Genomic DNA, 12596 nt, shown 5'->3' with positions numbered 1-12596 from the left:
GGGTCAGTCCCGATTCGCGGGGTCGGCGGGGGAATCGAGCTCGCGGGCGATCTGCCGGAGCGCGCCGAGGAAGTCCCCGGCGACGCGTTCGATGGTCGTCGCGCGTTGGGTTCGCGGCGAGTACGCCCAGTCGAACACGATCCGACCGCCTCGGATGCCGCCGGTGATCGAGAGCGCGTGATCCGAGGTGGCGTCGGGGCTCTCGTTCAGTGCGGCGGATTCCTCCAGCGAGTGCACGAGCCCACCAGCGGTGTCCTCGGTGTTCGACGCCGAGCCCGACATCGGTCGGTCGGTGGGCAACGGTTCGGCGACCCGGCCGAGGTAGTTGAACAGCACCTCGGGGTTCGGCCGGTCGGCCAAGGCCGCGCCCGGAGTGTCCGGGCCGCCGAGGAATCGGAGGGCGCCATAGCCCAGGCCCTTGCCCGGAATCTCGCGGATGCTGCGGCGGGTGGCACGTACCGTCTGCCGCCAGTCGGTGGCGTCGGGTTCCGCGTCGACGCCTCGGATGGGCGCGGGCAACAACACCGGGAACACGGTGGTGAACCAGCCGACCGTGCGCGAGAGGTCGATGTCGTCGAACAGCTCTTCGCGGCCGTGGCCCTCCAGATCGATCAGTAGCCCGTCCTGTCCGGTCCACCGGCACAGCGCCGAGGACAACGCGGCGAGCAGGACGTCGTTGATCCTGGTTCGGAACACGGCGGGCGCACCGCGCAGCAGCGTGTCGGTCTCGGACGCGCTGAGTTCGACGCGCACCGACTCTCGGGCGGCGGCCTGCTGGACCGCGGCGTCGGCGGGCAGCGGTGTCGGGTGTGGAAGACCGGTCCAGTGCGGCAGTTCGTGGTCCAGGCCGCCGTCCTGCACGTGTCCGGCCAAGCGTTGCGCCCAGGCCAGGAACGACGTGGTCTTCGCGCCGAGATCCACCGGGTCTCCGCCGACGGCCTGCCGGTATGCGGTGTCGAGGTCGCCGAGCAGGATGCTCCAGGACACCGCGTCGACCACCAGGTGGTGGATGGCCAGGAACAGGATCGGACGTCGATCCGCACCGAGGTCGAACAGCAGGGTCCGCAGGATGGGCCCGGCCGCCAGGTCGAGGGACGCCGTGGCCTCGTTGCCGAGCCGGTCGATCTCGGCGCGTTGGGCCGCCGGGTCGAGGCCGGTCAGGTCGTGTCGGACCAGCGTCGATTCGACGTCGGCGGGCGCGTGGTGTTGCCGCCAACCGGATTGACCGTGTTCGAAGCGCATGCGTAGCGCGTCGTGGTGGCGCACCAACGCGGTGAGCGCGACGTCCAAGGCCGCGGGGTCGAGGTCGGTGGCCATGGCCGCCTGCACCGACTGAGTGAAGTGGTGCGGCGAGGTGGGCTCGCCCGACAGGTATTCGTGTTGCACCGGGGTGAGCGGGACCTCGCCGCCCACCACCGACCGGTCGACGGCCTCGGAGTCCCGGCCTGCCACCGGGGCCAGTCGTTCGATGGTCTGGTGCAGGAACAGGTCTTTCGAGGTGAAGCCCACCCCGGCGCGCCGGGCGGCGAAGGCGAGTTGGATGCTGAGGATGGAGTCGCCGCCCAGGTCGAAGAAGTTGTCGCGCACACCGACCCGCGCCGGTTCCAGGCCGAGTACCTCCGCCCAGAGTTCGACGAGCCGCCGTTCGAGGTCGTTTCTCGGCGCGAGGTGTTCGTCGGCTGTGGTGGAGTCGGCGGGTCGGGGTAGCGCGCGACGGTCGACGGTCCCGCTGGGGGTCAGTGGGAGGGCGTCGAGGGTGACCAACGCGGACGGCACCGCGTAACCGGGCAGCCGGTCGGCCACGAAACCGCGCAGCTCGGCCGAATCCGGGTGACGGCCCGTGTGGGGCACCACGTAGCCGACCAGCCTGCTGCGCCCGAGGTCGTCGGTCCAGCCGGTCGCCGAGGCGGCGGCGATGTCGGGGTGCGCGGCCAAGGCGGCCTCCACCTCGGCGGGTTCGATGCGGTAGCCCCGCACCTTGAGTTGGTCGTCGACCCGGCCGAGGAATTCGAGGTTGCCGTCGACCCGCCAGCGGGCGATGTCCCCGGTCCGGTACATCCGTGCGGTCCCGCCCGCGAAGGGGTCGTCTCGGAACCGTTGCGCGGTGAGGTCGGCGCGGTTCCAGTAGCCCCTGGCGATGCCGTCGCCGCCGATGTACAGCTCACCGGCCACGCCGATCGGCACCGGCCGTAGGTCGGGGTCGACGACGTAGACGCTCGTGTTGGCCATCGGCCGTCCCACCGGTACCAGCGAGGAGCTGCCGATGGGTTCGGCGTCGACGCGGAACAGCGTCGAGTCCACGGTGGTCTCGGTGGCCCCGTAGGCGTTGACCACGATGGTGTCGCGGCCGAGCGTGCCCACGAGGTCGCCGCCGTCGGTGGCGGGCCAGCCCTCGGAACCGACGGCCAGCACCCGCAGCGCGGGCAGGCTGCGCCGCTGCCAGGCGAGTTCGGTGCTCAGTGCCTTGGCCAGCGCGGGGACGGTGACCATCACCTGCGTTTCGGTGTGCTCCATCAGATCCACCAGGGCTGGCGGATCGGTGACCACCTCGGCCGGGCAGATCACCATGGTGCCGCCGAACATCGCCGAGAGCAGGAAGTCGGCGAAGAACAGGTCGACGCCGAAGCTCGACACCGACAGACAGCGCGGGTTCGTGCCGCTCAGCCCGTAGGCGGTGTCCCAGGCGTTGATGATGTGGTGCACGTTGCGGTGCTCGATCATCACGCCCTTGGGGCGGCCGGTGGAACCCGAGGTGTAGACGACGTAGGCCAGGTCGTTCGGCGTCACCGGTTCGGCGGCGGCGGGCTGTGGTCGGACCGGGTCGGGCTCGTCGGAGTCGAGGCAGAGCACGGTTCCCGCCGCCTCGGCCACCCGGTGTGCCAGGTGCGTCTCGGTGAGCACCACCGGGGCGGCCGCGTCGGCCACCAGCTGGGTCACCAGCCGCGCCGGGTAGTCCGGGTCGAGCGGGACGAAGGCGCCGCCTGCCTTGAGCACGGCCAGCAAGGCGATCACGGCCTGTGGGCCGCGTTCCAGGCAGACGCCGACCAGCAGTCCGGGGCGGACGCCGAGGGCCCGCAGCCGACCGGCGAGCAGGTCGGCGCGCTCGTCCAGTTCGGCGAAGGTCAGCTCGGTCTCCCCCGCCGACACCGCGATCGCGTCGGGGGTTCGCCGCGCCTGCGCGGTGAAGGTCTCGTGCACCAGTCTCGGGGTGGGGAAGTCGGCCGGTGCGCCGTTGAAGTCGGTGAGCAGCTGGGCCCGCTCGGGTTCGGTGAGCAGCGGCAGTTCGGCGGGTCGGACGGTGGGGTCGGCGGCGATCGCCGTCAGGATGGCGACCAGGTGCCCGCGCATCCGCTCCACCGTGGAGCGGTCGAACAGCGCGGTGCTGAAGCTGATCGCGCCGTGCAGCGCGCCGTCCTTCTCACCGAAGTCGAAGCTGAGGTCGTGGCTGACGTCGGTGCTGCCGAAGGCCATCCGCTCGGCGTCGATACCGGGGAATTCCAGGCTGGGCGCGATGGTGTTGCCCAGCACCACCATCACCTCGGCGAGCGCGTTGCGGCTCGGGTCCCGGGTCGGTCGCAACTCGTCGACCAGCCATTCGAAGGGGATCTCGTCGTGTTCCAGCGCGCCGAGCACGGTGCCGCGGACCTCGGCGAGGAACTCCGCGAAGGGTCGGGACTCGTCCACGGTGGACCGCAGCACGGTGGTGTTGACGAAGACACCGATCAGGTCGGCCAGCTCGCTGCGGTTCCGGCCTGCGGTGACGGTGCCGACGGCGATGTCGCGCTGTCCGCAGTGCCGGGCCAGCAGCAGTTGGATCGAGGCCACCAGCACCATGAACAGCGTGGCGTCCTGGCCGGTGGCCATCGACTTGATCAGTCGGTTGAGTTCCGGGGGCAGCTCGAAATACACCGAGTCGCCCTCGGAGCTGCGCACGGCGGGGCGCGGCCGGTCCACCGGCAGCGCCAGTCCGACGATCCCGTCCAGCTCGCGTTTCCAGTAGTCCAGGTGCTCGGCCATGGCCGGGCCGATGAGCTGGTCGCGTTGCCACGCCGCGAAGTCGGCGTACTGCAGCGGCAACGGGTCCCGCGTGGAGTCGAGTCCCCGCACCGCCGAGGCATAGTGCGCCGCGAGCTCGGCGGTGAGCACGCCGTTGGACCAGCCGTCGGTGATGATGTGGTGCATCACCAGCGCCAATACGTGTTCGTCATCGTCGACCCGGATCAGCACGGGCCGCAGCGCCGGTGCTGCCCGCAGGTCGAACGGGGTGGCGGCCTGGTCGCGCAGGATGCGGTCCACCGCGTCCTGTCGCTCCGGGGCGGCGAGCAGGGTGAGATCGATCGGGGTCAGCGTCACGGCGGCAGGGGGCCGCACCAGTTGGACGCCTCGGCCGTCGACGGTGTCGAAGGTGGTACGCAACGGTTCGTGCCGGGCGATGAGTTCGGTGAGCGCGCTCTCCATCGCTGCGAGGTCGAACGCGCCTCGGAGTCGGAGCCCGAGGATGGTGGTGTACTCGGCGCTGGCCGCGTCGAACTGGTGGTGGAACCAGAGCCGTTGTTGGGCGTGGGACAGCGCCAGCGGACCGGTGCGGTCGATCACCGGGATCGCCGCCGGCTCGGTCGAGGTGTCGGCCGTGGGCTTGTCGGGTAGCTCCGCCCTGCCCTCGATGGCCGTGGCGAGGCCGCCGAGAGTCGGTGTGTCGAACAACTGTCGGGGCGATGGCGAGACACCGAGTCTGGCTCGCATCCGGGAGATGACCAGGATGCCCAGGATCGAGTCGCCGCCGCGTTCGAAGAAGTCGTCGTCGATCCCGATGTCGGCGGGGGTCAGGCCCAGTACCTCGGCCCAGATCTCGGCCAGCGCCTCCTCCACGGGAGTTCGCGGCGCCACCCGGCTCGTCTGGGCAGGGGTGGCCGCCGACTCCGGCGCAGGGAGGGCGTGCCGGTCCACCTTGCCGCTGGCGTTGCGCGGCAACGACTCCAGGACCACGAACGCCGAGGGCACCAGGTAGGACGGCACCCGGTCGGTCAGGAAGTCGCGCAGCTGGGCCACCGACGGCGAGGGTGTCGCCAGACCGGTCAGGTAGGCGACCAGTCGGCGATCGCCGGGGCGGTCCTCCCGGATCACCGCATGCGCCAGCCCGACGCCGGGGTGGGCCGCCAGGGCGGCCGCGACCTCACCGAGTTCGATGCGATAGCCACGCAGTTTGACCTGGTCGTCGGTGCGTCCGAGGAACTCCAGCGCGCCGTCGGCACGTCTGCGGGCCAGGTCGCCCGAGCGGTACAGCCGGTCGCCGGGCGCGCCGAACGGATCGGGCACGAAGCGGGTCGCGGTCAGTTCGGGGCGGCGGTGGTAGCCGCGGGCCAACTGGACTCCCGCGATGTACAGCTCACCGGGCACCCCGATCGGCACCGGCTGCAGGAAGCGATCCAGCAGGTGAATGCGGGTGTTGCCGACCGGAACGCCGATCGGGATGCGCCGCTCCCCCGGCGTGCACGTCCAATGGGTGACGTCCACGGCGGTCTCGCTCGGCCCGTAGATGTTGGCCAGCCGCACGCCGGGGAACGCGGCGTGGACTCGGTCGGCCAACTCGCTGGTGAGCGCCTCGCCACCGGAGAACACCCGGCGCACCGACAGACATTCGGCGATGCCGGGTTCGGCCAGTACGGCGGCGAGTAGCGGCGGTACGAAGTGGACGGTGGTGACGCGTTCCCGCGCCATCAGCGCGACCAACCGTGCGGGATCGCGGCCCTCGTCCTGTCCTGCGGGCACCAGGGTGGCGCCCGCGATGAGCGGTCCGAAGAGCTCCCAGACCGAGACGTCGAAACCGGCGGAGGTCTTCTGCAACACCCGGTCGTCGGCGCCGAGCGGGTAGTCCCGCTGCATCCATCGCAGGCGGTTCACGATGGCGCGGTGCGACACCACGACGCCCTTCGGGGTGCCCGTCGATCCGGACGTGTAGATCGCGTAGGCGAGCTGGTCCGGTCCGATCTCGACGGCCGGTGGTGTGGCCGGTCGGGCCGCGATCTCGGACCAGGCCGTGTCGATTCGGAGCACGGTCGCCTCGGTCGCCGTCAGCCGGTGCGCCAACCGGTCCTGGGTGAGCACGAGTCGGCACTCGGCGTCGCGCAGCACCAACCGCAGCCGGTTATCGGGATAGCCCGGATCCAGCGGCACGCTCGCCGCCCCCGCCTTGAGCACCCCGAGCAGCGCGATGGCCAGTTCGGGGCCGCGCTCCAGGCAGATGCCGACCAGGGTGTCGGGCCGTACCCCGGTGTCGACGAGGTACCGCGCCAGTCGGTTGGCGCGTTCGTCCAGCTCCCGGTAGGTCAACCGGGCTCCGTCGAACACCATTGCGTCGGCGTCCGGTGTCCGCGCGGCCTGCTCGGCGACCAACTCGTGCAGCAGGCCGCCCGGGTAGTCGACGGCGGTGTCGTTGCACTCGACGACCAGTCGGTGTCGTTGCTCGGCGGTGAGCATCGGCAGCGCGCCCACCCGGTTCTCCGGGTTGGTGGCGATGGCGCCGAGCAGCGCCTCCAGGTGCCCGGCCAGGCCGGTGATGGTGTCCTGATCGAACAGTTCGGGGTCGTAGCCCAGGGTCAGGTTCAACTCGTCCTGGGTGTAGGCGTTGAGGATCAGCGGGTAGTTCGTGTGCTCGTCGCCGAGGAAGTCCCGCAGGTGCAGGCCGAATCGGGCGGCCGCGTCGGGGTCGTAGGGGTAGTTCTTGAACACCACGATGCTGTCGAACAGGTTGGTGCCGCCGGGCACGTCGCTGTACCCCTGCACCTGTGCCAGCGAGACGTGGTCGTACTGCTGGGATTCCGCCTGCCGCGCCTGGAGTTCCTGCAGCCAGCCGCGCACCTCGGCGTCGCCCGGCACCTGGACCCGCACCGGGATGGTGTTGATGAACAACCCGACGATGGAGTCGGAGCCGAGCAGGTCACCGGGCCTGCCGAACACGGTGGCGCCGAAACACACGTCGCTCTCGCCGGAGTAGCGCGACAGCAGCATCGCCCACGCGCCCTGCACCAGGGTGTTGACGGTGACCCGGGTCTGCCGGGCGAACTCGTACACCGCTTGCGAGCGCTCCGGGGAGAGCCGGATGTCGAGTTTGCGGGAGGACTGGCTCGCGTGGGCGCGCTCCACGGCCCGGTTGGTCGGCAACGGGGTCGGCGTGGCGAAACCGTGCAGGGTTCGCCGCCAGTGCGCCTGGGCGGCGGGCGCGTCCTGCTCGGCCAACCACCGCACGTAGTCCCGGTAGGGCCTACGGGTTTTGAGGATGACGGACTGATCGCCCTGGAGCAGGGCGTACTGCTGGAAGACCTCCGAGAGCACGTCGGAGAAGCTCCAGCCGTCCAACAGCATGTGGTGCGAGGACAACATCACCTGTACGCGCGACTCGGTCAGCCGCACCAGGGTCAGGCGGGCCAACGGGGCCACCGAGAGGTCCAGACCCTGCTGCTTGCACAGCTCCCACAACCTGGCCGAGGCCTGGTCGCGTTCCGCTTCGTCGAGATGGCGCAGGTCGTGGTGTGCAACCGGGATCGGGGCGTCGACGTGCACCACCTGCACCGGTTCGTCGACGTCCTCCCACACCACCGAGGTACGCAGGGTCGGGGTCCGTCGGGCCACCCGCTGCCAGGCCTCGGCGAGGATGTCCGGGTCGGTGACGCCGTCGAGGCCGATGCCGAAGTGGCTGACGTAGACCCCGCCGCCGGGTGAGTCCAGCGAGTGGAACAGCAGGCCACTCTGCATCGGCGTCAGCGGGTAGACGTCCTCCACCGCAGTGCCGTCCCCGACGATGCGGTCCACCGTCGCCTGGTCGAGCCGGGCCAGCGGGAAGTCCGACGGGGTGGCGCCGCCCGCGCCCGGGGTGGCGCAGTGTTCGACGATCTCGGCCAATGCGGTCTGGAATCGACGGGCCAGCTCCGCGATCGTCGCCTCGTCGTGCACCTCGGCGGAGTAGCCGAACCGGAATTCCAGTTCGGTGTCCTGGACGTAGCCGGTGACCTCCAGCAGCGCCTGCCGCTGTTGGGTCGGGCTGCGGTCGATGGCGGGGTTCGGGCTCCATCCCCGGTACAGGCCGTCGGCGGTGGCCGAGCCGGTGTCGAACCTTCCCAGGTAGTTGAAAGCGATCTGCGGCTGGACTCCGTGCAATCGGTCGGCCTCGGAGGCGGTGTCTCGGAGATAGCGCAGGGCGCCGTAGCCGATCCCGTCGCCGGGCAGGGCACGCAGCTGTTCCTTGACCGATTTGAGGACACCGCCCCACTCGCGCTCGTCCGGGATGGACAGTGCCACCGGGAAGTGGCTGGTGAACCAGCCGATGGTGTGGCCGACGTCGAGGTCGTCGAACAGCTCCTGGCGGCCGTGTCCCTCCATCTCCAGGGCGATGCGAGCGTCACCGGTCCAGTCGGCGACCACCCGTCCCAGCGCGGCCAGCAGCACATCGTTGATCCGGGTGCGGTACAGCTCGGGGACCCGGCGCAGCAGGGCGGTGGTGTGCTCGGCGTCGAGCCGGATGGTGCTGGTGCGCACCGAGGCGACGGTGTTGTCGCCGGATCGGTCGACCGGCAGCGGGGCGGTGGCGGTCACCGCCTGTTCGACGGCATGCCAGTGCGCGAGCTCGTGATCGAAGGCGCCGCTCCCGGCATGGCCGCGCAGCCGGTGCGCCCACTCGGCGAAGGGAGTGGTCTTCGGGCCGGGCGCGACGGGTTCGGCCGCGCGCAGGCGCCGGTAGGCGGTCTCCAGGTCGGCGAGCACGATGCGCCAGGACACCCCGTCGATCACCAGGTGATGTGCGGTGAGGAACAGGCGGGGCAGCCGTTCGGCGCCGAGATCGAGGTACAGCGCCTTGACCAGTGGCCCGTCGGACAGCGCGAAACCACGCTGCGCCTCCGCGATGGCCTGCCCGATCGCGGTGTCCACCTCGGCATCCGACGTCTCGGCCAGGTTCACCCGGTCGAAGGTGGATCGGCGCCCCGTCGAGTGGAACTGCCGCCAGCCCTTCTTCCCGGTCTCGAAGCGCAGCGCGAAGGCGTCGTGATGGTCCAGCACGGCGGTCAACGCGGTCTGCAGCGTCTCGGCGTCGGTGTCCGGGGCCAGTTCCACGAAGGTCGACTGGTTGAAGACCTCGCGGCTCTCGGCGAGTTCGGTGAAGAACCAGTGCTGGATCGGGGTCAGCGGGACGTCGGCCTCGGTGGCGGTCGGGGTGGGCGCGATCGACTCGGTCAGCCGCTTCGACAGCACCTCGGGAGCCAGTTCGGCGACGGTCTGTCGGAGGAACATCTGCTTGGAGGTCAGTTCCAGGCCTGCTTGTTTGGCCTGCCACACCACCAGGATCGCCTGGATCGAGTCGCCGCCGTGGTCGAAGAAGTTGTCCTCGATGCCGAGCCGCTCCGGGTCCATCCCGAGTACCTCGGCCCAGATGCGCAGCAGGGTGGCCTCGACGTCGTCGCGGGGCGCGACCCGGCCCCGTGGCGCGGGCTCGGCGAGTTGCTCTGGTGCGGGCAGAGCGCGGCGGTCCACCTTGCCGCTGGGCGCCAGCGGCAGTTCGGTCAGGGTGACGAAGGCGGTGGGCACCAGGTGACCGGGCACCCGCTGGGCGAGGTGATCGCGCAATTGGCCCGCGTCGAGTGCGACGCCTGCGGCGGGCACCACGTAGGCGACAAGCCGCCGGTCGCCGGGACGGTCCTCGCGGGCGGTGGCGGCGACCTGCGCGACCCCGGGATGGGTGGCGAGCTGTGATTCCACCTCGCCGAGTTCGATGCGGTAGCCGCGGATCTTCACCTGCTCGTCGGCCCGGCCTCGGTATTCGAGGTCGCCGGTGCCGTTGCGCCGCGCTAGGTCGCCGGTCCGGTACATGCGTTCGCCGGGGGCGCCGAAGGGGTCGGGGACGAACCGCTCCGAGGTGGTTGCAGGTCTGCCGTGATAGCCCCTGGCCAGTTGTGGGCCGGCGACGTACAGCTCACCGACCACGCCGATGGGCACCGGCCGCAGCCGGTCGTCCAGCACATAGGCCCGCAGGCCGCTCATCGGTCGGCCGATGGACACCGCGCCCGGCGGCAGTTCCGCCGAGGGCGCGGCGCGGAAGACGACGCAGCCGACGGTGGCCTCGGTGGGTCCGTACTCGTTGTGCACCACGACATCGGGGTGCTTGGCCCGCCACTGCTCCAGGTTCTCGGCTAGCAGGGCCTCGCCGCCGATGACCAGTTCGGCGACCGGGGAGCACTCCGAGGGTAGGTCGAGCAGGATCGGCAGGTGACTCGGGGTGATCTTGACGAAGGTCGCGCGTTGGCCGTCCGGTGGCGTCGCGGGGGTGCGCACGTCGAGGTCGCCGACCAGGATCGCGCCGCCGTTGCTCAGGGTGCCCCACAACGTGGTCACCGTGAGGTCGAAGGAGATCGAGGAGTGCAGCAGGGCCACTCCGCCCAGGCCCGGATGGTCCCGTGCGCAGGAGTCCAGATACCTGGCGAGTTGCCGGTGCTCGATGAGCACGCCCTTGGGACGGCCGGTCGAGCCCGAGGTGTAGATCAGGTAGGCCGGATTCTGGGGCCGGGGCGGCGCGGGCAGCGGGGCCGCTGCTTCGGCATCGATGGTGGCCGCGTCGGTGTCCAGACAGATCACCGGGACGGTCGAGGCGGATAGCCGGTCGCGAAGCCTGTCGAGTGTGAGCACCACGGCGGCGCCCGAATCGGCGAGCACGAAGCCGAGCCGGTCGGCGGGGTCCTTCGGGTCCAGGGGCAGGTAGGCGCCGCCCGCGCGCAGTACCGCGAGCATGCCGACGACGAGCTCGATGCCCCGCTCGGCGACGATGCCTACCACGACCTCGGGGCCCACACCGGTCTTCGCCAAGTGGCTGGCGAGTCTGGCGGAGCGCTCGGCCAGTTCGGCGTAGGTCAGTTCCCGGTCGCCGTGCCGAACCGCCTGCGCGTTGGGGGCCCGACGACACTGCTCGTCGAACAGCTCCAGCACGCCGGGCAGTCGCTCCGGTGCGGCGGCGGGTTCACCGGGGACGACGGCGGCCTCGCCCGGCGCGGTGTGCCAGCCGTCCAGTATCCGACGTTCCGCCGCGCTGACCAGCGCGATCTCGCCCAGCGGGCGGTGTGGATCGGCGGCCACCGCCGTCAGCAGGGCCACCACGTTGTCGGCCAGCCGCCGGATCGTGTCGAGCTCGAACAGTTCGGTGCTGTATTCCAGATAACCGGTCAGGCCGCCGTCGTGTTCGGCGAAGTCCAACGTCAGGTCGAGTTTGGCGATCAACGCGGGCGGTTGAACGTCGGCGGCCCGCAGTCCGGGCAGCCGGAAGGTGCCCTCGTCGGCGTTGTGCAGGTTCACCATCGCCTGCACCAGTGGCGGGCGGCTGGGATCGCGCTCCGGGCGCAACGCCTCGACCAGGCGTTGGAAGGGCACCTCGGCCCGACCGAACGCGTCCAGTGCGGTGGTTCGCACCGTGTCGAGCAGCTCGGCGAAGGACTTCGACTCGTCGACGTCGACCCGCAGGACGACGGTGTTGACGAAGAAGCCGATCAGCTTCTCCAGTTCCGGTCGGTCGCGGCCGGAGGTGGACGTGCCGACCGCGATGTCGGTGCGGCCCGAGTAGCGGGCGAGCAGGATCTGGGCGGCGGCGACCAACGCCATGTACAGCGTGGTCCCCGCCTGCCTCCCCAGTTCCTTCACTCGTGTGGTCACCGATTCCGAGACCTCGAAGACGTGCAACGCACCGGCCGAGTCTCGTACCGAGGGCCGGGGCCGGTCGGTCGGCAGTTCCAAGGGCGACAGACCGTCGAGCCGCTGTCGCCAGTAGTCGAGCTTCTCCTCCAATGCACCCTCGGCGAGCCGGTCACGTTGCCAGGCCGCGAAATCCGCGTACTGCACCACGAGATCCGGTAGTCCGTCGGATTCGCCGCGCAGGCGCGCCGCGTAGAGCACGTTGAGTTCGTCGACCAGTACTCCCATCGACCAGCCGTCGCCCGCGATGTGGTGCACGCTCAGCACCAGGACGTACTCGGTCGGTTCCAGCCGCAACAGCTGGGAACGGAACAGCGGTCCCTGACGCAGATCGAACGGACGCTGCACCTCGGCGAGCAGCGTCTCGTCCACGGTCGCCTCGCGTTGGCGGTCGGGCAGGCCGGTGAGATCGGTGACGGGCAGCGGGTTCGCGGTGTGCGGGTGCACCACCTGCACCCCGCTGCCTGCCACCGAGTCGAAGGTGGTGCGCAGTGGTTCGTGCCGCTCGACCAGGCGGTCCAGCGCGAACCGGAGCGCCCCGACGTCGAGTTCCCCGGTGAGGCGGATCGCCCGCACCACGTTGTACTCGACGCTGTCGGGTTCGAAGTCGTAGAGGAACCACAGCCGCTCCTGGGCGGGCGACAGGGCCAGATCGCCCTCGCGGGGCACGGTGGGTATCGCGGTGGAATCCGCCAGGCCCGGATCCTCGCCGGCCAGCCGCCGACGCATCAGTTCCTGGAGATGCGTCGGGAGCGCGGCCATCCGGTCGTCGCGGGAAGAAGGAGCGGCCACTGTGAGTCACTTCCGTTCGACTGCCGACCGCCGGCGTCACTCCCGGCGGCGAGGGATTGATTCCTGTGTTTCGGCGCGAC

General features: G+C 70.6%; 1 protein-coding gene. It reads right to left on the bottom strand.

Annotated elements, in window-relative coordinates:
• Positions 1–3: 3 nt before the first annotated feature.
• Positions 4–12516, bottom strand: a complete 12513-nt coding sequence (locus tag BKA25_RS10850; RefSeq protein ID WP_157421126.1) for a non-ribosomal peptide synthetase — start codon at positions 12514–12516, stop codon at positions 4–6.
• Positions 12517–12596 lie beyond the last annotated feature (80 nt).

The sequence above is a fragment of the Actinoalloteichus hymeniacidonis genome (assembly GCF_014203365.1).
GTDB lineage: Bacteria > Actinomycetota > Actinomycetes > Mycobacteriales > Pseudonocardiaceae > Actinoalloteichus_A > Actinoalloteichus_A hymeniacidonis.
Note: the sequence above shows the minus strand (reverse complement) of the source record. Positions and strands in the feature narration are given on the sequence as shown.